This window comes from Pseudomonas sp. PLMAX (genome assembly GCF_046042685.1).
Lineage (GTDB): Bacteria > Pseudomonadota > Gammaproteobacteria > Pseudomonadales > Pseudomonadaceae > Aquipseudomonas > Aquipseudomonas putida_AE.
The window spans coordinates 2,773,451-2,794,765 of the sequence record NZ_CP064949.1 but is presented as its reverse complement, the minus strand read 5'-3'; the positions used below and the strand labels follow the sequence as shown (position 1 = coordinate 2,794,765).

Here is a 21,315-nt window from a genome sequence, read left to right as displayed (position 1 = left end):
ACCAGACGGCCATGCCTGATCCACCGATGTTGCCCACGACCTGTGCGGCCAGTCGATCGTCGTTGACCGAGAGGGCTGCCCTCCTTTTTCAGAGGGGCTTGAGGGGGATGATGCAGTGTTTGTGCCAGATTGCTGATTGATACTTCCACGGTCGTGAAAGCTGGCGTGATGACCGCGAGTCAGGCGTGTTTCTGGCGGATTGAGCGGGTCGGACGGCTGTCGCAGCTTGCCGTGGGAAAACTCGGCAAACCGCTTCGCACTGGTGCACGTTGTCAGGCATGGCGCTTTAAAAGTGCATGCAGCGGCCGATTGCGCTGCCGGGATTTCAAACCGTGTGATGCTGGCGGAGATCACGGCGAATCGGGTGCTGGATCAGATTGATCCGCCTTGATGGGTGTTCCGCCCTTCAATAATGCGCTGGTCTTTCGGCCGCCATCGCCGGCAGGCCGGCTCCCACAGTAGATTGGGCACGGCCGCGAGAGACGGGTTGGCTGTCAGGCCGCCATCGCTGGCAAGCCAGCTCCTACAGGTTTCGCGCAGGTAAATTGAATTTGTGGCGTGACACATATCCGTAGGAGCCGGCTTGCTGGCGATGCGATGGTGGCCGTTATGCCGCCATCGCTGGCAAGCTGAACTGGCCTAATTATTCCGGACACCTCTTAAGGGCGATATGATTTCGCCAACTTGGAGGTTCCATGAACGAAAGAAAGGTCTACACCCGCGAGTTCAAGCTTCAGGCTGCCAGCATGGTGCTTGATGATAACTGTTCGGTTCCAGATGTTTGTGCATCGCTGGATATCGGGCCCACCGCTTTACGGCGCTGGGTCGATCAGGTTCGCAAGGAACGCGAGGGCCAGGCCGTCAAAGGCACCAAGGCGATTACCGAAGATCAGCGCCAGATTCAGGAGCTAAAAGCCAAGATCAAGCGTATGGAGATGGAGGCCGAGATCTTAAAAAAGGCTACCGCTCTCTTGATGTCGGATCCCGATCGTTTTCGATGATTGCGGAGCTAAGAGAGTCATTCCCGACGGCTATCGTGTGTCGCGTTTTTGGTGTGAAGCGCAGCAGCTTTTATGAGTGGCTTCAGCGGCTCGCCAAGCCGCAGGTCAGACGCGAGGAGCTCAAGCTGAAAGTGGTTGAACTGCACAGCGAAAGCCGTGAAGCCATGGGTTCCAGGATGATTAGCAAGGGCCTGAAGTCGCAAAACATAGCGGTCGGAAGGAGTCTTGTCAGAACACTGATGAGGGAGGCCAACATTGTCAGTAAACAACGCCAGCCGCATCCATTCAGGTCCAAGGGGGTTGAAGCATTTGTTGCGCCTAATCGACTCAAACGCAACTTCAAACCGGCTGCTGTTGATCAGGTCTGGTGTGGCGACGTTACCAGCTTGATGGTGGGTAAGCGCTGGGTTCACCTGGCCATCGTAATTGACCTGTTTGCTCGTCGAGTCATTGGCTGGGCATTCTCTCTAGTCAATGACGCCAACTTGGTGAGCAAGGCGCTACGCATGGCGACAGAGGTACGAACCTGCCCGCCGGGACTGATGTTCCACTCGGATCAGGGCTGTCAGTACACCAGTCGTAAGTTTCAAGAAGAACTGGCCCGCCACGGCATTTTGCAGAGCATGAGTCATCGCGGACAGTGCTGGGACAACGCTCCAACAGAGCGTTTTTTCGGCACACTGAAATCAGAATGGGTTCCCCGCAGCGGCTACAGCATGGTCGAAGAAGCAAAAACCGACATGGTGCGCTTCTTCATGTATTACAACCGCACCAGGCTCCACAGCTACAACAACTACCTGTCGCCAATAGCTATGGAGCAAAAAGCGGCATAAACACCGTAATCGGTGTCCGGGATTACTTGACCAGTTCAAGCCAGCTCCTACAGGTTTGCGCAGGTAAGTTGAATTTTTGGCGTGACACATACCCGTAGGAGCCGGCTTGCTGGCGATGCGATGGTGGCCGTTATGAGGCCATCTCGGGCGAGCCAGCCCTGCAGTGGATCGGGTCCATAAGCGGGAGTTTGCAGCGTCAGCAACACCGCGTATTACATTTCCCACGACCGAAACGCGCCTCCTGACGCTCACGAAAAAACGCCTCATGGCTCATCACCGGCTCCCCCGGATGGGTGATCGCCCGCTGCGCAACGTAGTTGTCGTAATCAGGTACGCCCACCATCAAACGCGCACTCTGGCTAAGGAAACGGGCGGCTTGCTGCAGTTTACGGATCATGACGATGTTCGCTTCAACTCGTTGGAAAGCGCCATCTAATCGCAAGTTTGTATCTGCAATGTGTCGGCATCCGCCGCGTTTGTATTTTCATGTATTACACCGACCGCGACCTTTTGGCGCATGACCGGCTGGCCATCGATTGAGCGCCAACGGGCAACAGTTTGTTAACATCCACGCGCTTTTTCTCGTCTCAGAGATCAGCCACTGTAGATTTCCAGTCGCTACACAGGATGCTTTTTTCCATGAGTACGTTGTATTCCCGCCGCACGGTCCTGCAAGGCATGAGCCTGCTGAGCCTCGGCCTGCTCGCCGGCTGTGATGACAGCAGCAAGCTGTCGTTCAAGTACGGCAAGGACCTGAGCGACAAGATCATGGGGCGGTCCTTCAAGCTCAAGGATGCCGAAGGCGAAACCCGCATGCTCGGCAGCTACCAGGGCCTGATGCCGATGATCTTCTTCGGTTTCACCCAGTGCCCGGCCGTCTGCCCGACCACGCTGGCCCGCGCCGCCCAGGCAAAGAAACTGATGGGCCGCGATGGCGAGCGCCTGCAAGTGATCTTCATCACCCTGGACCCCGAACGCGATACACCTGAGTTGCTCGACAAGTACGTGAAGGCCTTCGACCCGAGTTTCGAAGCGCTGTCCGGCACCCTGGAAGAAACCGCCGCCACCGCCAAGGAGTTCGGCGTATTCTTCGAGAAAGTCCCCAGTGGCGATACCTACACCCTGTCCCATACCGCGACCAGCTTCGTGTTCGACTCCCGGGGCAATTTGCGCCTCGGCCTGTCCGCGTCCCTTACCGCTCAAGAGTGCGCAGAAGACCTGCTCACCGTCATGGAGGTCTGCTGATGACTTTGTTTTGCGCACCCCGTTTCAAACAACTGGCCCTGGGCCTGACCCTGATCGGCATGGCGTGGCAGGTGTCCGCGCAAACCCAGGTCAACGACGCCTGGGTTCGGGCGACGGTGGCCGGCCAGCCTTCGAGCGGCGCCTTCATGACCTTGCAGGCCGACACTGACAGCAAGCTGCTCAGCGTGCAGTCGCCGGTAGCGAAGTTGGTGCAGATTCACCAGTCGAGCATGAAAGACGATGTGATGAGCATGCAGCAGGTCGAGTCCGTGGCGTTGCCGGCCGGCAAGCCGGTGAGCTTCGATCCCCATGGCTACCACATCATGCTCATGGAACTGACGGGCCAGATCAAGGAAGGTAGCAAAGTGCCGTTGACCTTGACCGTGGAAAACGCCAAGGGCGAGAAAGAGACGATCAAGGTAGACGCCGAGGCCCGGGCACTGGGTACGATGGATCACGGCAACATGGACCACAGCAAGATGCATTGAGGGACTGACGGCCTCCCTAACGGAGGTCGCTCTTTGATGGGAGGTGCGTACTGATGACGATGAACACCGAAACCGCCATCCTCGCTGGCGGCTGCTTCTGGGGCATGCAGGATCTGCTGCGGCGCTACCCTGGCGTGATCTCCACGCGGGTGGGCTACACCGGTGGTGATGTGCCCAATGCAACCTATCGCAACCATGGCTCCCATGCCGAAGCGATCGAAATCGTCTTCGACCCGGAGCAGATCAGTTATCGGCAGATCCTTGAGTTTTTCTTTCAGATCCATGATCCGAGCACCCTCAATCGTCAGGGCAACGATATCGGCATGAGCTATCGCTCGGCGATCTATTATCTGGATGAAGCGCAACAGCGCGTGGCCGAGGATACAGTGGCCGACGCTGATGCCTCTGGCCTGTGGCCGGGCAAGGTGGTCACGGAGATCGAACCCGCCGGGCCGTTCTGGGAGGCGGAACCTGAGCATCAGGACTACCTCGAGCACTATCCCAACGGCTACACCTGCCACTTCATACGACCGGACTGGACGTTGCCCAAGCGTAAATGATTTGTGGGCGCTGGCTTGCTGGCTATGGTGTCCTTGAGGACCTCTTCGCTGGCAAGCCAGCTCCTACAATGGGTTGCGTAGCGCGTGAGTCCGTGGCCACCTCGGACCTGTAGGAGCCCGGCTGAACTGGTCAAGTAATCCCGGACACCGATTACGGTGTTTATGCCGCTTTTTGCTCCATAGCTATTGGCGACAGGTAGTTGTTGTAGCTGTGGAGCCTGGTGCGGTTGTAATACATGAAGAAGCGCACCATGTCGGTTTTTGCTTCTTCGACCATGCTGTAGCCGCTGCGGGGAACCCATTCTGATTTCAGTGTGCCGAAAAAACGCTCTGTTGGAGCGTTGTCCCAGCACTGTCCGCGATGACTCATGCTCTGCAAAATGCCGTGGCGGGCCAGTTCTTCTTGAAACTTACGACTGGTGTACTGACAGCCCTGATCCGAGTGGAACATCAGTCCCGGCGGGCAGGTTCGTACCTCTGTCGCCATGCGTAGCGCCTTGCTCACCAAGTTGGCGTCATTGACTAGAGAGAATGCCCAGCCAATGACTCGACGAGCAAACAGGTCAATTACGATGGCCAGGTGAACCCAGCGCTTACCCACCATCAAGCTGGTAACGTCGCCACACCAGACCTGATCAACAGCAGCCGGTTTGAAGTTGCGTTTGAGTCGATTAGGCGCAACAAATGCTTCAACCCCCTTGGACCTGAATGGATGCGGCTGGCGTTGTTTACTGACAATGTTGGCCTCCCTCATCAGTGTTCTGACAAGACTCCTTCCGACCGCTATGTTTTGCGACTTCAGGCCCTTGCTAATCATCCTGGAACCCATGGCTTCACGGCTTTCGCTGTGCAGTTCAACCACTTTCAGCTTGAGCTCCTCGCGTCTGACCTGCGGCTTGGCGAGCCGCTGAAGCCACTCATAAAAGCTGCTGCGCTTCACACCAAAAACGCGACACACGATAGCCGTCGGGAATGACTCTCTTAGCTCCGCAATCATCGAAAACGATCGGGATCCGACATCAAGAGAGCGGTAGCCTTTTTTAAGATCTCGGCCTCCATCTCCATACGCTTGATCTTGGCTTTTAGCTCCTGAATCTGGCGCTGATCTTCGGTAATCGCCTTGGTGCCTTTGACGGCCTGGCCCTCGCGTTCCTTGCGAACCTGATCGACCCAGCGCCGTAAAGCGGTGGGCCCGATATCCAGCGATGCACAAACATCTGGAACCGAACAGTTATCATCAAGCACCATGCTGGCAGCCTGAAGCTTGAACTCGCGGGTGTAGACCTTTCTTTCGTTCATGGAACCTCCAAGTTGGCGAAATCATATCGCCCTTAAGAGGTGTCCGGAATAATTAGGCCAGTTCAGGCTTGCCGGCGAAGGCGCCCTCGAGTATTGCATCGATCTTTCGGGCCTCTTCGCTGGCAAGCCAGCTCCTACAATGGGTTGCGTAGCGCGTGAGTCCGTGGCCGCCTCGGACCTGTAGGAGCCCGGCTTGCCGGCGAAGGCGCCCTCGAGTATTGCATCGATCTTTCGGGCCTCTTCGCTGGCAAGCCAGCTCCTACAATGGGTTGCGTAGCACGTGAATCCGTGGCCACCGCGGACCTGTAGGAGCCCGGCTGAACTGGCCTAATTATTCCGGACACCTCTTAAGGGCGATATGATTTCGCCAACTTGGAGGTTCCATGAACGAAAGAAAGGTCTACACCCGCGAGTTCAAGCTTCAGGCTGCCAGCATGGTGCTTGATGATAACTGTTCGGTTCCAGATGTTTGTGCATCGCTGGATATCGGGCCCACCGCTTTACGGCGCTGGGTCGATCAGGTTCGCAAGGAACGCGAGGGCCAGGCCGTCAAAGGCACCAAGGCGATTACCGAAGATCAGCGCCAGATTCAGGAGCTAAAAGCCAAGATCAAGCGTATGGAGATGGAGGCCGAGATCTTAAAAAAGGCTACCGCTCTCTTGATGTCGGATCCCGATCGTTTTCGATGATTGCGGAGCTAAGAGAGTCATTCCCGACGGCTATCGTGTGTCGCGTTTTTGGTGTGAAGCGCAGCAGCTTTTATGAGTGGCTTCAGCGGCTCGCCAAGCCGCAGGTCAGACGCGAGGAGCTCAAGCTGAAAGTGGTTGAACTGCACAGCGAAAGCCGTGAAGCCATGGGTTCCAGGATGATTAGCAAGGGCCTGAAGTCGCAAAACATAGCGGTCGGAAGGAGTCTTGTCAGAACACTGATGAGGGAGGCCAACATTGTCAGTAAACAACGCCAGCCGCATCCATTCAGGTCCAAGGGGGTTGAAGCATTTGTTGCGCCTAATCGACTCAAACGCAACTTCAAACCGGCTGCTGTTGATCAGGTCTGGTGTGGCGACGTTACCAGCTTGATGGTGGGTAAGCGCTGGGTTCACCTGGCCATCGTAATTGACCTGTTTGCTCGTCGAGTCATTGGCTGGGCATTCTCTCTAGTCAATGACGCCAACTTGGTGAGCAAGGCGCTACGCATGGCGACAGAGGTACGAACCTGCCCGCCGGGACTGATGTTCCACTCGGATCAGGGCTGTCAGTACACCAGTCGTAAGTTTCAAGAAGAACTGGCCCGCCACGGCATTTTGCAGAGCATGAGTCATCGCGGACAGTGCTGGGACAACGCTCCAACAGAGCGTTTTTTCGGCACACTGAAATCAGAATGGGTTCCCCGCAGCGGCTACAGCATGGTCGAAGAAGCAAAAACCGACATGGTGCGCTTCTTCATGTATTACAACCGCACCAGGCTCCACAGCTACAACAACTACCTGTCGCCAATAGCTATGGAGCAAAAAGCGGCATAAACACCGTAATCGGTGTCCGGGATTACTTGACCAGTTCAGGCTTGCCGGCGAAGGCGCCCTCGAGTATTGCATCGATCTTTCGGGCCTCTTCGCTGGCAAGCCAGCTCCTACAATGGGTTGCGTAGCACGTGAATCCGTGGCCACCTCGGACCTGTAGGAGCCCGGCTTGCCGGCGAAGGCGTCCTTGAGTATTGCATCGATCTTTCGGGCCTCTTCGCTGGCAAGCCAGCTCCTACAATGGGTTGCGTAGCGCGTGAGTCCGTGGCCACCTCGGACCTGTAGGAGCCCGGCTTGCCGGCGAAGGCGCCCTCGAGTATTGCATCGATCTTTCGGGCCTCTTCGCTGGCAAGCCAGCTCCTACAATGTTTTGCGTAGCACGTGAAACCGTGGCCACCTCGGACCTGTAGGAGCCCGGCTTGCCGGCGAAGGCGTCCTTGAGTATTGCATCGATCTTTCGGGCCTCTTCGCTGGCAAGCCAGCTCCTACAATGTTTTGCGTAGCACGTGAATCCGTGGCCGCCTCGGACCTGTAGGAGCTCGGCTTGCCGGCGAAGGCGTCCTTGAGGGCCTCTTCGCTGGCAAGCCAGCTCCTACAATGTTTTTTGCGTTGAGCGCAAAACCCTAGGCCAACTCTTGTTCGCGGATCAGCTTCTTGTTGATCTTGCCGACGCTGGTCTTGGGGATCTCGGCGACGAACTTGAACTGCTTGGGGATCGCCCACTTGTTGATGCGGCCGAGCTCAACAAACCCTTGCAGGTGCGCCTCGAGGATCTTGCGATCCAGGTATTGGCCCGGTTCACAGACCACCAGCGCCATGGGCCGTTCGCCCCACTGCTCATCGGCAATGCCGACCACCGCGACCGACAGCACCGCCTCGTGTTCGCTGATCAGGCTTTCCAGTTCCAGCGAGCTGATCCACTCGCCGCCCGTCTTGATCACGTCCTTGATCCGGTCCTTGATTTCCACGCCGCCCAACGGATCGATGGATGCCATGTCGCCGGTATGCAGCCAGCCGTCCTGCCACAGCTCGGCGCCCTTTTGCGGCTCCTTCAGATAGCCTTGGGTCAACCACGGTGCACGCACCACGATCTCGCCCAGGGACTCGCCGTCATGGGCAACGTCATTGCCGCTGGCATCGATGATCTTCAGGTCGACCATCGGCACCGGCGTGCCGGTCTTGATGCGCGTCGGCAGTTGCGCCTGCATGGGCTGCTGGAGGTCTTCGTCGCGCAGGTAAGTCAGGCACAGCAGCGGGCAGGTCTCGGACATGCCGTAGCCGGCGTGTACCACGATGCCCTTGGCACTGGCTTCGCTGGCAATCCCCAAGGGCAGCGCGCTGCCGCCCAGGAGCATTTTCCAGCCGTCGAAACGGGCGGACTTGCCTTGCTCGCAGTTGAGGATCATCTGCAGGATGGTCGGCACACAGTGGGAGAAAGTCACCTTCTCCTCCTGATACAGCCGCACCAGGCTGTTGGGTTCGTAGCGGCCGGGGTACACCTGCTTGATGCCCATCAGGGTCGCGACGTAAGGCACACCCCAGGCATGCACGTGGAACATCGGCGTGATCGGCATGTACACGTCGTCGGAACGCAGCAGTGGCGCGCCCTGGTAGACGCCCAACGAGCCCACGGCATTCAGGGTGTGCAGGACCAGTTGGCGATGTGTGAAATACACGCCCTTGGGGTCGCCGGTGGTGCCGGTGGTGTAGAACAGCGTCGCTACCGAGTTCTCGTCGAAATCGGGAAAGTCGTACTGGTCCGGGCACTGCGACAGCAACTGCTCGTACTCGCCCAGCACCGGCAACGACGTGTCGCTCGCCTGGTCTTCGGTGAGCTGGACAAAGCCCTTGACCGTGGTCAACCGATCCTGGATCTGTTCCACCAGCGGCAGGAAATCGTCATGCACCAGCACCACATCGTCTTCGGCGTGGTTCATGGTGAACAGCACCTGCTCCGGCGACAGGCGAATGTTCACCGTGTGCAGCACCGCGCCAATCATCGGCACGGCGAAGAAGCATTCCAGATAACGGTGGCTGTCCCAGTCGAGCAGGGCCACGGTGTCCCCGGCCTTGACCCCGGCCGCGGTCAGCGCATTAGCCAGGCGGCGGATGCGCTTGTTGAGGGTCTGGTAGCTGTAGCGCAGCTTGTCGGCGTAGACGATTTCCCGGCCCGGTTCGTAGCGCACCCCGGACAGCAGCAATTGCTTGATCAGCAAGGGGTAGGCGTAGGCGCCGTCGGCGGGTGGAATTATTTTTGTCGCCATCATGATAAAGATTCCTTGTCCTTTCGATCAGAACTGATCGGCTTGAAGCTCGTAGAGGCAGGCGCTGCCGGCCTTGGCCGATGCGCTCAACGAGTGGATACGCGGCAGCAACCTTGCGAAGTAGAAACGCGCGGTGGCCAGTTTGCTGATGTAGAAATCGTCCTCGGCATCGCCGCTCATGACGGCCTTGGCCATGCGCGCCCACATGTAGGCGTAGGCGGTGTAGCCGAACACCTGCAGGTACTCGACCGAGGCGGCGCCGATTTCATTCGGGTTGCCTTGGGCACGGTCCAGCAGCCACGCGGTCAGTTCGTCGAGGGTGTCCACGGCAGCGTTCAGCGGTTGGGTGAACTCGCCCAGGTCAGTGCTGGCGCTGGCAGTAAAGTCGCGGATCTCCGAAGCGAACAGGCGGTAAAGCGCCCCGCCGCTGCCGACGATCTTGCGCCCGGCCAGGTCCAGGGACTGGATGCCGTTGGTGCCTTCGTAGATCTGCGTGATGCGCACGTCGCGCACCAGTTGCTCCTGGCCCCACTCGCGGATGAAGCCGTGGCCGCCAAACACCATTTGCCCGTGCAGGGTGGTTTCCAGGCCCATGTCGGTGAGGAACGCCTTGGCCACCGGGGTCAGCAAGGCCACCAGGTCCTGGGCGCGGGAACGCTCGGTCGGGTCTTCGCTGAACTTGGCGATGTCCAGTTGCAGGGCGACGTAGCTGGAGAACGCGCGACCGCCTTCGTTCAGGGCCTTCATGGTCAACAGCATGCGGCGCACGTCGGGGTGGACGATGATCGGGTCGGCGGCCTTGTCCTTGTTCTGTGCGCCGGTTGGTGCACGGCTCTGCAGACGGTCACGGGCGTACGCCAGGGCGTTCTGGTAGGAACGTTCGCCCTGGGCCAGGCCCTGGATGCCCACGCCCAGGCGCTCGTAGTTCATCATGGTGAACATCGCCGCCAGGCCCTTGTTCGGTGCATCGATGATGTAGCCGGTGGCGCCATCGAAGTTCATCACGCAAGTGGCGGAGGCCTTGATGCCCATCTTGTGTTCGATGGAACCGCAGGACAGCGAATTAGGCTCGCCCAGGGAACCGTCGGCATTGACCAGCACTTTCGGCACCAGGAACAGCGAGATGCCTTTCGGCCCCGCCGGTGCATCCGGCAGTCGCGCCAGCACCAGGTGGATGATGTTCTCGGTCAGGTCGTGGTCACCGCCGGTGATGAAGATCTTGCTGCCGCTGACCTTGTAGCTGCCATCGGCCTGGGGCTCGGCCTTGGTGCGGATCATGCCCAGGTCGGTGCCGGCATGGGCTTCGGTCAGGCACATGGAACCTGTCCAGGTGCCAGCGTACATGTTGGGCAGGTAACGCTCCTTGAGCTCTTCGCTGGCATGAGCCTTGATCGACAGGCAGGCACCGGCCGTCAGCATCGGGTACAGGCCGAACGACAGGCTGGCCGCGTTGACCATCTCTTCGACCTGGGCCGAAATCGCCTTGGGCATGCCCATGCCGCCGTATTGCGGATCACCGCCGACACCCACCCAACCGCCTTCGGCGAAGGCTTGATAAGCCTGGGCGAAACCGTCTGGCGCGGTGACCGAACCCTTGCTCCAGGTACAGCCCTGCTCATCGGTGGCGCGGTTCAGGGGGGCGATGACTTCGCCACTGATCTTGCCGGCTTCTTCGAGGATCGCGGCGGCGGTTTCTTCATCGATCACCTCGGCCAGGCCAGGCAACCTGGCCCAGAGCCGGGACACCTGGAAAACCTCGTTGAGTACGAAGCGCATGTCGCGCAGGGGAGCTTTGTAATCAGACATCTTGGCTTACTCGGAAGTAGTCACGGCATGCGGCATGCCAGGACGTTCAGTGGATTCAGTGTTCTCGGTTGCCGCGACAGAACCGGGCTGGGGTGCCCGTTCACGCAGCAGGAAGTACGACAGGGCCGGGATCAGGATCAGCGCGCCGAGCATGTTCCACAGGAACATGAAGGTCAGCAGGATGCCCATGTCGGCCTGGAACTTGATCGGCGACCAGACCCAGCACACCACGCCGGCCGCCAGGGTGATACCGACCAGTCCGACCACCCGACCGGTGAACGACACGGCGTTGCGGTAGGCCTGGGACAGCGGCAGGCCCTGGCGCTGGAAGTGCAATTGCACGCTGAGCAGGTACAAGGCGTAGTCGACGCCGATCCCCACGCCCAGGGCGATCACCGGCAAAGTTGCGACCTTCACGCCGATACCCATGGCTACCATCAGCGCTTCGCAAAGAATCGAGGTCAACACCAGCGGCAACAGCGCCACCAGCGTGGCGCGCCAGCTGCGGAAGGTGATCAGGCAGAACAGTGTCACCGCCAGGTAGACGTACAGCAGCATGGTGCGGTTGGCCTCGCGCACCACGATGTTGGTCGCGGCCTCGATACCGGCACTGCCGGCGGCCAGCAGGAACTGGCGATCCTCGGTGCTGTTTTCCTTGGCGAACTTGTCGGCAATCGCCACCACCGCATCGAGGGTCTCGGCCTTGTGATCCTTGAGGAAGGCAATCACCGGCATCAGCGAGCAGTTGTTGTTGAACAGCTCCGGCGAGTTGACCGAGGCCTGCTGCGCGGCGTAGTTCAGCACGTCCTGGTTGCGCTGGATGTTGTTGAGCTTGGGGTTACCCTCATAGGTGCCGGCGGTGATCTGGCGTACAGCGTTGACCAGCGAAGCGGTGGCCTGCACGCCCGGATACTGCTGCAGCTCCCAGGCCAGGCGGTCGGCGAGGACCAGGGTCTTGTAGTTCAGGCAGCCTTCCGGCGCGGTCTTGATCATTACCGCGAACAGGTCGCTGGACAGCGCGTAGTGGCTGGTGATGTAGGCGTTGTCGCGGTTGTAGCGCGAGTCGGCGCGCAACTCGGGCGCCCCGCTTTCAAGGTCGCCGATCTTCAACTGCAGGCTGACCATGAAACCGCCGATGCCCATCAGCACCGCGACCAACACGGCGCCAGTGGCCCACTTGCGGGTGGTGAAGCGATCGAGCAAGTCCCAGAGTTTGCCGAAGCCTTTGTGGTGCTCGGCACGGGTGTCGATCTTCAGCGCACGCTCGGCGGCCTTGCGCCCGACGCCGATGTAGGACAGCGCCACCGGCATCAGCAACAGCGAAGTGAAGATCAGTACCGCGACACCGATACTGGCGGTGATCGCCAGGTCCTGGATCACCGGAATGTCGATCAGCATCAACACGGCGAAGCCCACCGCGTCCGCCAGCAGCGCGGTGACGCCAGCGATGAACAGACGGCGGAAGGTGTAGCGCGCGGCGATCAGCTTATGGGTGCCACGGGCGATGTCCTGCATGATCCCGTTCATCTTCTGCGCCGCGTGGGACACGCCGATGGCGAAGATCAAAAACGGTACCAGCACCGAATACGGGTCGATGGCGTAGCCCAGCCAGGCGACGATACCCAGTTGCCAGACCACCGCAATCAACGAGCAGCCGACCACCAGCAAGGTGCTGCGCACGCAACGGGTGTAGGCATAGATGATGACCAGCGAAGTGACAACGGCCAGGCCGAAAAACATCATCACCTGGATCAGGCCGTCGATCAGGTCGCCCATGAGCTTGGCGAAACCAATCACCCGCACTTTGTAGTGGCCCTTGCCCTCGACACCGGACTTGCGCGCGGCGCTGTCGCCGGCGTACTCGATCTTGTCGCGCAACTGCTCCTCGAGCATCTGCGAAAAGGCGTGGTAGTCGATGCGCTGGCCACCGGCGGCGGCTTTGTCCAGCAGCGGCACGATCAGCATGGTCGACTTGAAATCGCTGGCCACCAGACTGCCGACGATGCCGGCGCGGGAGATGTTCTGGCGCAACTGTTCGATCTGTTCAGGCTGGCCCGAATAGGTATCCGGCATCACCGGGCCACCCTGGAAACCTTCCTCGGTGACCTCGGTCCAGCGCACCGCCGGGCTCCACAGCGACTTCATCCACGCACGGTCGACGCCTTCGGTGAGGAACAGCTGGTCATTGACCTGCTTGAGCACGTCCAGATACTCAGGGTCGAAGATATCGCCCTGGGTGTTCTCCACCACCACCCGCACCGAGTTGCCCAGGCCGCGCAGCGAAGCGCGGTTCTCGAGGAAATTCTGGATGTACGGCTGGCTCTGCGGAATCATCTTCTCGAAGCTGGGACGCAGCTCCAGGCGGGTCACGGCCATGAAGCCCAGGACCACGGTGGCCAGGGCCATGAGCAGCATGAACAGCGGCCGATAGTTGAACACCAGCCGTTCGAGCAGGTTGCCGGAGCGGCGGTCGAAATCACGCAGCTCGCGGATCACCGGCATGGCGTCTTGTTTGATATTGCCCATGTCTGGGTTCTCGCTCTGAATTTTCGAGGTCTTAATCGACGGACAGTGCCTGTGCACCACGGCTACCCGCTACCACCAGCGCGCCAGTGGCGGACTGGGTGGCACCGGCGACCGGGGTACGTGCCGGTTGCTGCACCAGGTGCAATTGCGTGCCAGTGCCCTGGCTGACCAGCATCTGTCCGCCCTGGGTGAACAGGCGGTAATTGCCACGGGCATCGATGAGGCCGGCAGTGATGCTGACGTGCAGGCCACTGTCCAGCGCGGTCCAGTTCTGCCCGCCGTCGGTGCTGCGCAGCACGTTGCCACGCAGGCCGTAGACCAGCACTTCGCCAGGCTTGCCGACCACGCCGAAGAAGCTGCCCTGGTAAGGCGTTGGCACGGCGGCGAAGCGTTGGCTGTTTTCATCCCACTTGAGCAACAGGCCTTGCTCACCGGCGATGTACAGCGCATCACCGGTGGAGGCGATGGCATTGAGGTGGAAGCCTTGCGGGTTGTCGGTGCGATCCTGGAACGGCGTCCAGCTTTGGCCACCATCGTCAGTGCGCAAAATCAGGTTGAACACGCCGACCACATAGCCGGTTTTGTCATTGGCGAACCACACATCGAGCAGCGGTTTGTCGGCGCCCTGCTCCACCAGGCGCTGGCCTTCGGCGACCAGCAGCGGCCATTGTTCATTGCCCGGTTCGGCACTGGCCAACGCCGTGTAATGCTTGACCAGCAGATCGCCGATCTGGCGGCCGTCGAGTTGTTTGTTCCAGGTCACGCCAGCGTCGCTGCTGTGCAATACCACGCCGTCATTGCCCACCGCCCAGCCCTGGCTGTCGGTCGGGAAACTCACGGCGGTGAGGTCGGCACTGACCGGCACGGCGGCCTGTTGCCAGTGCTGACCGGAATCATCGGAAAACAGGATATGGCCGCGTTGGCCAACGGCGATCACGCGCTCACCGGCGCGGGCCATGCCGGACAGCGGACTCTTGATGGCCAAGGCGCTGACCTTGGCAGGCAGGTCCAGCACGTCGACGTAATCGGCCGCGTGGCTGACGCCCTGCGACAGGCAGAGCGCAATGCCAAACGCCAGCTTCAACATATTATTTTTATACGAACACATACCGCGTCCTCTTCGGAAAACCGCGCCACACCTCGCGCCGTGCAGCTCATGTGGGAGCGTGCCTGCTCGCGATGGACGTTAACGATTACGCGTGCTGTCTGGATGCCCGCGTCGCCCTCAGGTCCATCGCGAGCAGGCTCGCTCCCACAGTGGATCGTGCGAGCGTCTGCTTGCGGTTGGTTTAGCGAATGCCGCTGCCGGCCAGGGATTCCGAAGACCACTGGGCCTTGGAGAGCGGATCGATGTACTTGATGCCGCCGTAAGGGCCGACTACACCGTTGATGTTGTAGGAACCACCGACCAGGTCGTAGATCATGAACGGCGTGGAGTCCGGGATCTGCTTGTCATAGCTCTGGCTGAGGAAGGCGAAGGAACCGCGATAGAGCTGACCACGGGCGTCATATTGATCCGAGGCCAGAGCGGTCCAGCTGTCTTCGTCGAGGTAGAAGCGACGCTTGGCATAGATGTGCCGGGCGCCCGACTTGAGGGTACCTTCGACGACCCACACGCGGTGTTTTTCCCAACGCACGAAGTCCGGTGCCAGGTGATTCGGTGTGGTGATCGACTTCGGATCCTGGACGTAGGTCAGCTTGTAGGTGTTGTAGGGCACGATCATTTCCTGCTTGCCGACCAGCTTCCAGTCGTAGCGATCCAGCGCACCGTTGAACACGAATACGTCATCGTAAGTGCCCGCACCGGCAGTGCCCGGGTTAGGCGTGTCGTACGCCAGGTTCGGTGCCAGTTTCACCCGACGCTGGCCAGGCAGGTATTGCCAGGCACGGCGTGGTTGGGTCAGCGGGTTGGCGGCGTCCTTGAGCATCACCGCTTCGCCGGCGCGACGCGCGGGGCCGGTGTACGACAGCTTCATCTGGTAGTAAACGTCGGCGCTACTGATCGGCTGCGCGAGGTTTTCGTAGATCGGGTAGGAAATGAACGCCTGCCCGGTGGTGGCCAGGCTTGGTACGCCGGCGGAGTCAACGTTCCAGGAGTCGTACTTGGAGTTGATGCTCACGCCCTGGTAACGCAACAGGAAGTTCCACATCGCTTCGTTGCCCGACTGCGGGATCGGGAACGGCACGCCCGGCAGCACGTTGTCGATGGCCAAGCCGCCTTCGAGGGACTTGGCTCCGCTGGCGTTCTTCACGCCGTTATCGAGGATCGCCTTGGGCAGCGACACGGTGCGGTGGGTCGGGAACACATCGACACGGAACGTCGGGAAGCGCTTGGCCAGTTCCACGGTGGTGGCGGTGAGCATGCCCTTGTACTGATCGACGTTCTTGCCGTCGATCACCAGCAAGGGTTTTTCACTGGCGAACGGGTCCGGGCGCATGCTGTCGCCGGATTTGAAGCTGGCTGGCGGGGTGGTCAGGCCACCGTTGTAGGCCGGAATGGAACCATCAGCGTTCCCGGCCTTCTCGGCGCCCACCAGGGTCAGGCTGGTGCCCAGCTTGGCAGCGTCCTGGGTTGAAACAGCGGCCTGTACCTGGGCGGCAAGGACCATGGCCAGCGAAGCGGCCAACACGGTTTTGACGAATTTCATGTTGTTATTCTCCTGCTTGCGTTGAGCAAATCAGTGGTGAATCAAAAAGTGGTTTTCATCGTCAGGTAAACGGCGCCACGGTCCTCAGTCGTTGCACCACCACCGGAAAAGGCTGAGTAGCCACCGGCGTAGCAGGCGTAGTTTTCGTTACCGCTGAAGGCGTTCGGCGCAGCGCCATCACCTCCGTTGGGGCCGGTACTCACACCACTGACATTGCACTTGTCGGCCTTGCCGAAAGAATCCACGTACTTCAGGTCGACAAAGTATTTGTTGTACACAACGGCCCCGAGGCCGACTGCGTAGTTACCGGTATCCTTGGCACCGCCACCGGAGACCGGTGACACGCCATCGAGACCGAGGTTGATGGACATCGGCGCGTTGAGGTCGACACCGGGAAATACCTGGTACCAGGTCGGTGTGAAGTTCACCGCGATACCCCAGTTGTCCCGGGTCGGCTGGTCGATGCCGCGATAGGTATCCTTGCCTTTGTAGAGCGCCTCGTTCTTGCTATCGAGCTTGAGCAAGTTGCTGTAGTACAACTCGGCGAGCAGGGTCGCCGAATCGAACACGGGGGTTTTCGGCATGGTCATCAGGCCGTTGAGCGTCCAGTGCAGGGTGTCGCCGGTGGCGGCCATGCTGTCGCCCTTTTCCGGGGTGTCATAGACGATGCCGGTGCCGGGCGTGCGCGCCGGCAACAGGCCAAGGCCCTGGCCCAGGCCCAGCGGACTGTTGGTGCTGACGACCGCCGGAATACTGGCCAGCGGCATGTTGTGCCGAACGTTGAGGTCCGAGCCCACGCTCACACCGCCCACGTCCTTGGACAGGCTCAGGCCGACGATCTTGACGTTGTCGGCATAGGCCATTTGATAGGTGGCGGTGCTCAGCGAGTTGAGGGTGTTGATCACCGCGGGTACCTGGCCGGCCGGACGGGTACCGTTGGCGTTGGCCGAGCTCAGGCCGCGGGCATCCAGCCAGGCTTGCGGCAGGATTTCCGAGGTTTCGCGGTAGTAGACACCGAGGGTGCCATCCAGCCAGGCCGGCGACCACTTGGCCATGATGCCCCAATCGCCACGCTTGTCCGGCGTCAGGTCATGCCCGCGACGCACGTTGGTCAAGCCGTTGCACGGCGCCAGGCCACAGCCCAGCGGGCTGCCCGGGACCACGGCGTTGGTGTTGCCCAACAGGAACGACTGCGCACCAAAACCGACCAGGTCGGAACCGCCGTAGTAGGTGCCGGCTTCCGGCAGGCGCGCGGCGTCCCAATCGAGGAAGTACTGGGCGCCCACGGTCAATTCCGGATTGACGGTGAAGGTCATCGACAGCTGGTTGCGCGGGACGAACAGTTCCTTGGCTTCAGTGCCCGGCGACGCGGCGAGCTTGGCCAGGTCGAGGCCGGACTGGCCGTAGCTGATCGAATGCACCGGATTGAGAATGGTCTCGCCCCAGAACACGTTGTGCTGACCAGCCTTGACGCTGAGCATCGACTCTTCGCCCACTTCGGTGCTGTAGAACACGAAGGCGTCGAGGATTTCGCCGGACGGGCCGCTGTAGTAGCGCTGGGCGTAGTTGCTCAGGTGCGGGCTGCCATTGCCGACGTTGTCGTTGGTGACCCCGGCCAGGCGCGGGTCGTTGGCGATCAGGCCCGAGGTCGAACCGTTGCCGTTGACGAACGGGTTGGAGTTCGAACCGGTGTTATCGTAGGCCTTGTCGTACCAGGTGGCGGCGCTGACACGGAAGCCCATATGGTTCTGATAGACCACGTCCATCTCGGTCAGCAGGTCGACGCGGTTGGTGATGTTGGTGCCGGACTTGCGGAAGTTGTAGTCGCCGTCGTTGTTGTTCGGAGTGCCCAACATGCGCTTGTCAGCGCTTTCGGTGCGTACGCCGTAGTTGTACTTGATGGTGTTGTCCAGGCGAACGTTCCAGTCCGGGTTACCGGTTTCGATTTCTCCCCCATGGGCGGCCGGCATCATGGCGGCCAGGATGGCCGAGGCCAACAAGGTGTAGCGTGCGGTGGTGAAGCCGTGATTCTTATTGTTGTGCATTGCGTTGTCTCCGCCTTTTTGTATTTGTTTTAAGCGCAGCAGCCCTCGCGCGACCCGGTGGGGCCTGCGTGTTCAGGGATGAGGGCGAGTGCTGGTCGGGATGCGGCCCGACCGGCTCCTGTACTAGCGGTCCAGCTCGAGGATGAGTGCTTCAGCCTCAGGCCAGTGACCGAAACCCGCCGCCGGATTGAGGTGGCCGACATCGCCCAGATTGAGCAATTCGGCGCCCCAGCCTTGGGCAAGTCTAGTGGCGGCGTCCAGGCTGGCCAGGTGATCGTTGGTGCTGGCGGCCACCAGGCTACGGAATGGCAACGGCCCGGTTGGCAGAGGATCCCAACCGCTGCTGCGCAGGGTTTCAGGGGATGGGTAGTTGGCGGGCCAGGCGGCCTCGAGATCCGGTGGCGCGGCCAGCAGGGCGCCCTTGATCGGACGACTGAATTGCGCGGCCCAGTGGGCGACCATCAGCACACCGGCGCTGTGGGCGACCAGGATGACCGGCCCGTCGATCTGTTCCAGCTGGTGCTGGATCGCCCGGACGCGGGCATTGCAATCGAGCTTGTCGGTTTCCAGTGGCGGCACACTGCGTACCTTTTCCAGCCTGGCTTCAAGCAGCGTTTGCCAATGTTCGGCAACGTGCTCGCGCAGGCCCGGTACGATCAGAACGGTTGCGGCGGTTTGCAGTTTGTTCAATTCAACACCTACGCTTTCTCGATGACTCGACTGGCTCTGTGGCCAGGGGCTTTTTGTAGGACTGACATTAAAGATCGCCCCCCCCTGGCGCTTTTCATTGGACGTCAGGCACTTTTCATTTGATGACAGGTTTTTTCGCCACCGGATGCTCCTGACCGCTGGTCGAATAACCCCACGGGAACGCTGCGGGTCACTGTAATCAATGGGGAGCGTCGACCGCCCTTCGATAACGGTTGTCGGCCGGGCAGAATCGGGCGTGCACTGTCGTCAATCGCACAACTGTTCAAGTGCTGATGTGCTGGATATAGTCGCCAGGTTCAATTGATCGCAATTGGCTAAGGAAAGACCTTCGAATGCCCAAGCTTGTTCGCGCCGCCGTCTTGACCAACTACCTTGAGGTCACTCAATACCTGGGTTTCAACCCGCACGATGTACTGGCCGGCGTCGGCTTGACCAAGGCCCAGCTGCAAGCCCCCGGGCACCGTATTCCCATCGATGCCGCCGTACGCCTGCTGGAGGATTCGGCCGCCGCCAGCGGTTGCCAGACGTTCGGCTTGAGCATGGCCGAGTCACGCCAGCTCTCGGATTTCGGCGTGGTCGCCCTGCTGCTCAGCCATCAGCGCACGCTGCGCGATGCCTTGCAGGTGGTGGTGCATTACCGGCACTTGATGAACGATTCGCTGGCGATCTTCATCGAAGAAGCCGGCAAGATGGTGATCATTCGCGAAGAGGTGGTCACCGAATCGCCGATGGCCAGCCGCCAGGCCACTGAGCTTGCCATCGGCGTGATGTTCCGCCTGTGCGCCGCCCTGCTCGGCGCTCACTGGCATCCCTACAGCGTCAATTTCACCCACCAGGCCCCCGACAACGTGCAGCTGCACCGGCGCCTGTTCGGCTGCACCCTGGAGTTCGGCAGCGAGTTCAACGGCATCGTTTGCGCAGGCGCCAACCTGGACATGACCAACCCCAATGCCGACCCGGCCATGGCCCGCTATGCCCAGAGCTACCTCGACTCGTTGCAAAGCACCGAAAGCACGTCGATGCTGTTCGAAGTGCGCAAGGCCATCTACCTGCTGCTACCCATGGGCCGTGCCACCATCGAGCAGATCGCCCAGAGCCAGGGCATGAACGTGCGCACCCTGCAACGTCGTCTCAAGGACGATGGCTGTGCTTTCAACGACCTGATCAATGATGTGCGCCGGGATTTGGTGCTGCGTTATCTGGAGAATCCGAACTACTCGCTGGGAAGGATCGCCGACATGCTCGGGTATGCGATGGCGAGTTCGTTTACCCGCTGGTTCATCAGCCAGTTCGGTATGCCGCCGGCGGCGTGGCGGGCGCAGAAGCAGGGTTCGACAAAAGCTCCGGCGGATGCTGTCCCACCGAAAATCTCCTGATACCGCGGCGCAAAAAAAACGGCGTGACCGTCGACCCATCACTCACGCCTGCACCCAATCAACTGTGGGAGCCGGCCTGCCGGCGATGACGGCCTCAAAGCCACCCCATCTCCCCCGGCCGCACCCGATCTACTGTAGGAGCCGGCTTGCCGGCGAAGGCGGCCTCACAGCCACCCCATCTCTCGCGGCCCTACCCGATCTACTGCAGGAGCCGGCTTGCCGGCGATGGCGGCCTGACAGCCAACCCATCACTCTTGGCCCTACCCGATCCACTGTAGGAGCCGGCTTGCCGGCGAAGGCGGCCTGACAGCCAACCCATCACTCGCGGCCCTACCCGATCCACTGTAGGAGCCGGCTTGCCGGAGATGGCGGCCTGACAGCCAACCCATCACTCGCGGCCCTACCCGATCTACTGTAGGAGCCGGCTTGCCGGCGATGGCGGCCTCAAAGCTGACCCATCTCCCACGGCCGTACCCGATCTACTGTGGGAGCCGGCCTGCCGGCGATGGCGGCCTGACAGCCGACCTATTATTTGTTGTCGGAGTACATATCCATTCCTGCGGTAACGGCCGCTTATGGTTTCGCCCTTACGGCGAGTCCCTTTTGGCAAACGCCCCAAAAGGAACCAAAAGGTCTTGCCCCACCATTCGGCCCCTCGCTAAAGCTCGGGGTGCCCTCACTCCGGCATTGCTCCGTGGGCCCGCTGCCATCGGCCATCCATGGCCGAGGGCAGCTATCCCGGCATCCATGCCGGGATGCCCACTGCGCAACGCCTGCGTTCGGCCTCTGGAAATGGGGCAGGTAGATCAAGATCAAGATCAAAAGCCAGAGCAAGAGCCAAGCTGATAACTGTAGGAGCGAGCTTGCTCGCGAAAAACGTCTGGACAACGCATTCATTCAGACAGCGCGCGTCATCGTTGACGACCATCGCTGCGATGCGGCGACCCGACAAACCAGCTCCTACAGGGGGGATGCGTTCACTTGGGATCAGGTC

18 protein-coding genes are annotated in these 21,315 nt (G+C 60.5%); 8 read left to right on the top strand and 10 right to left on the bottom strand.

From position 1 onward, the window contains the following. Positions 1-695: 695 nt before the first annotated feature. Positions 696-1,001 carry a transposase gene (locus DKB71_RS13035; protein WP_323609148.1) on the top strand — a complete coding sequence of 102 codons (306 nt, stop codon included), beginning with the start codon at positions 696-698 and terminating at the stop codon, positions 999-1,001. Beyond that, on the top strand, positions 998-1,834 hold the full coding sequence (locus DKB71_RS13030; RefSeq protein WP_408600077.1) for an IS3 family transposase: 837 nt from the start codon (positions 998-1,000) through the stop codon (positions 1,832-1,834). Before DKB71_RS13035 ends, DKB71_RS13030 begins: the two co-directional genes overlap by 4 nt. Positions 1,835-2,030: 196 nt before the next feature. On the opposite strand, the gene DKB71_RS13025 is transcribed toward DKB71_RS13030, so the two are convergent. Then, on the bottom strand, positions 2,031-2,231 hold the full coding sequence (locus DKB71_RS13025) for a YbdD/YjiX family protein (RefSeq protein WP_408600630.1): 201 nt from the start codon (positions 2,229-2,231) through the stop codon (positions 2,031-2,033). Between the two features lie 242 nt (positions 2,232-2,473). On the opposite strand from DKB71_RS13025, the gene DKB71_RS13020 reads away from it, so the two are divergent. The 3 genes from DKB71_RS13020 to msrA are packed head-to-tail and all read left to right on the top strand — an operon-like array spanning position 2,474 to position 4,127. Next, positions 2,474-3,079, top strand: coding sequence for an SCO family protein (locus DKB71_RS13020; protein ID WP_323628481.1), 606 nt, complete (start codon positions 2,474-2,476; stop codon positions 3,077-3,079). After that, complete coding sequence (locus DKB71_RS13015) at positions 3,079-3,567, top strand: copper chaperone PCu(A)C (RefSeq protein ID WP_408600629.1); 489 nt, start codon at positions 3,079-3,081, stop codon at positions 3,565-3,567. Before DKB71_RS13020 ends, DKB71_RS13015 begins: the two co-directional genes overlap by 1 nt. A gap of 53 nt (positions 3,568-3,620) precedes the next feature. Then, a complete protein-coding gene (msrA, locus tag DKB71_RS13010) occupies positions 3,621-4,127 on the top strand; it encodes a peptide-methionine (S)-S-oxide reductase MsrA (protein WP_408600628.1) in 507 nt (168 codons plus the stop codon). Positions 4,128-4,287: 160 nt separating this feature from the next. Here msrA and DKB71_RS13005 read toward each other — a convergent pair whose 3' ends face one another. Both DKB71_RS13005 and DKB71_RS13000 read right to left on the bottom strand, forming a co-directional pair. Then, entirely contained in the window at positions 4,288-5,124 is an 837-nt protein-coding gene (locus DKB71_RS13005) for an IS3 family transposase (RefSeq protein WP_408600077.1), read from the bottom strand. Beyond that, positions 5,121-5,426 (bottom strand): transposase, encoded by a 306-nt coding sequence (locus tag DKB71_RS13000; RefSeq protein ID WP_323609148.1) that lies wholly within the window; start codon positions 5,424-5,426, stop codon positions 5,121-5,123. Before DKB71_RS13000 ends, DKB71_RS13005 begins: the two co-directional genes overlap by 4 nt. A gap of 383 nt (positions 5,427-5,809) precedes the next feature. Here DKB71_RS13000 and DKB71_RS12995 point away from each other — a divergent pair, with 383 nt between their 5' ends. Beyond that, positions 5,810-6,115, top strand: a complete 306-nt coding sequence (locus DKB71_RS12995) for a transposase (protein WP_323609148.1) — start codon at positions 5,810-5,812, stop codon at positions 6,113-6,115. Then, positions 6,112-6,948 (top strand): IS3 family transposase, encoded by an 837-nt coding sequence (locus tag DKB71_RS12990; protein WP_408600077.1) that lies wholly within the window; start codon positions 6,112-6,114, stop codon positions 6,946-6,948. The genes DKB71_RS12995 and DKB71_RS12990 overlap by 4 nt, the downstream gene beginning before the upstream one ends. Positions 6,949-7,568: 620 nt before the next feature. Here DKB71_RS12990 and DKB71_RS12985 read toward each other — a convergent pair. The 7 genes from DKB71_RS12985 to DKB71_RS12955 all read right to left on the bottom strand — a co-directional run bounded on the left by DKB71_RS12985 (position 7,569) and on the right by DKB71_RS12955 (position 18,924). Beyond that, a complete protein-coding gene (locus DKB71_RS12985) occupies positions 7,569-9,212 on the bottom strand; it encodes a fatty acid--CoA ligase (RefSeq protein WP_274077801.1) in 1,644 nt (547 codons plus the stop codon). A gap of 24 nt (positions 9,213-9,236) precedes the next feature. Beyond that, positions 9,237-11,015, bottom strand: a complete 1,779-nt coding sequence (locus DKB71_RS12980) for an acyl-CoA dehydrogenase C-terminal domain-containing protein (RefSeq protein WP_408600627.1) — start codon at positions 11,013-11,015, stop codon at positions 9,237-9,239. 6 nt (positions 11,016-11,021) lie between these two features. Continuing rightward, positions 11,022-13,541: an efflux RND transporter permease subunit gene (locus tag DKB71_RS12975; RefSeq protein ID WP_408600626.1), complete on the bottom strand. Its 2,520-nt coding sequence runs from the start codon at positions 13,539-13,541 to the stop codon at positions 11,022-11,024. Positions 13,542-13,572: 31 nt separating this feature from the next. Next, a complete protein-coding gene (locus DKB71_RS12970) occupies positions 13,573-14,649 on the bottom strand; it encodes a WD40/YVTN/BNR-like repeat-containing protein (RefSeq protein ID WP_408600625.1) in 1,077 nt (358 codons plus the stop codon). A 181-nt stretch (positions 14,650-14,830) separates the two neighbouring features. Continuing rightward, on the bottom strand, positions 14,831-16,189 hold the full coding sequence (locus DKB71_RS12965; protein ID WP_408600624.1) for a DUF1329 domain-containing protein: 1,359 nt from the start codon (positions 16,187-16,189) through the stop codon (positions 14,831-14,833). 41 nt (positions 16,190-16,230) lie between these two features. Beyond that, complete coding sequence (locus DKB71_RS12960; RefSeq protein ID WP_408600623.1) at positions 16,231-18,234, bottom strand: DUF1302 domain-containing protein; 2,004 nt, start codon at positions 18,232-18,234, stop codon at positions 16,231-16,233. Positions 18,235-18,357: 123 nt separating this feature from the next. After that, positions 18,358-18,924 (bottom strand): alpha/beta hydrolase, encoded by a 567-nt coding sequence (locus tag DKB71_RS12955; RefSeq protein WP_274077795.1) that lies wholly within the window; start codon positions 18,922-18,924, stop codon positions 18,358-18,360. Positions 18,925-19,277: 353 nt separating this feature from the next. Between DKB71_RS12955 and DKB71_RS12950 the strand changes: the two genes are divergently transcribed. Next, positions 19,278-20,321 carry an AraC family transcriptional regulator gene (locus DKB71_RS12950; RefSeq protein ID WP_408600622.1) on the top strand — a complete coding sequence of 348 codons (1,044 nt, stop codon included), beginning with the start codon at positions 19,278-19,280 and terminating at the stop codon, positions 20,319-20,321. The last annotated feature ends 994 nt before the right edge of the window (positions 20,322-21,315 follow it).

What these genes read in the sequence shown, in the direction of transcription:
- DKB71_RS13015 (WP_408600629.1), top strand. Translation starts at nt 3,079, where the DNA reads ATGACTTTGTTTTGCGCACCCCGTTTCAAACAACTGGCCCTGGGCCTG.
- DKB71_RS12995 (WP_323609148.1), top strand. Translation starts at nt 5,810, where the DNA reads ATGAACGAAAGAAAGGTCTACACCCGCGAGTTCAAGCTTCAGGCTGCC.
- DKB71_RS12950 (WP_408600622.1), top strand. Translation starts at nt 19,278, where the DNA reads ATGCCCAAGCTTGTTCGCGCCGCCGTCTTGACCAACTACCTTGAGGTC.
- DKB71_RS12965 (WP_408600624.1), bottom strand. Translation starts at nt 16,189, where the DNA reads ATGAAATTCGTCAAAACCGTGTTGGCCGCTTCGCTGGCCATGGTCCTT.
- DKB71_RS13020 (WP_323628481.1), top strand. Translation starts at nt 2,474, where the DNA reads ATGAGTACGTTGTATTCCCGCCGCACGGTCCTGCAAGGCATGAGCCTG.
- DKB71_RS13000 (WP_323609148.1), bottom strand. Translation starts at nt 5,426, where the DNA reads ATGAACGAAAGAAAGGTCTACACCCGCGAGTTCAAGCTTCAGGCTGCC.
- DKB71_RS12990 (WP_408600077.1), top strand. Translation starts at nt 6,112, where the DNA reads ATGATTGCGGAGCTAAGAGAGTCATTCCCGACGGCTATCGTGTGTCGC.
- DKB71_RS13025 (WP_408600630.1), bottom strand. Translation starts at nt 2,231, where the DNA reads ATGATCCGTAAACTGCAGCAAGCCGCCCGTTTCCTTAGCCAGAGTGCG.
- DKB71_RS12960 (WP_408600623.1), bottom strand. Translation starts at nt 18,234, where the DNA reads ATGCACAACAATAAGAATCACGGCTTCACCACCGCACGCTACACCTTG.
- msrA (WP_408600628.1), top strand. Translation starts at nt 3,621, where the DNA reads ATGACGATGAACACCGAAACCGCCATCCTCGCTGGCGGCTGCTTCTGG.
- DKB71_RS13005 (WP_408600077.1), bottom strand. Translation starts at nt 5,124, where the DNA reads ATGATTGCGGAGCTAAGAGAGTCATTCCCGACGGCTATCGTGTGTCGC.
- DKB71_RS12980 (WP_408600627.1), bottom strand. Translation starts at nt 11,015, where the DNA reads ATGTCTGATTACAAAGCTCCCCTGCGCGACATGCGCTTCGTACTCAAC.
- DKB71_RS12985 (WP_274077801.1), bottom strand. Translation starts at nt 9,212, where the DNA reads ATGATGGCGACAAAAATAATTCCACCCGCCGACGGCGCCTACGCCTAC.
- DKB71_RS12970 (WP_408600625.1), bottom strand. Translation starts at nt 14,649, where the DNA reads ATGTGTTCGTATAAAAATAATATGTTGAAGCTGGCGTTTGGCATTGCG.
- DKB71_RS13035 (WP_323609148.1), top strand. Translation starts at nt 696, where the DNA reads ATGAACGAAAGAAAGGTCTACACCCGCGAGTTCAAGCTTCAGGCTGCC.
- DKB71_RS13030 (WP_408600077.1), top strand. Translation starts at nt 998, where the DNA reads ATGATTGCGGAGCTAAGAGAGTCATTCCCGACGGCTATCGTGTGTCGC.
- DKB71_RS12975 (WP_408600626.1), bottom strand. Translation starts at nt 13,541, where the DNA reads ATGGGCAATATCAAACAAGACGCCATGCCGGTGATCCGCGAGCTGCGT.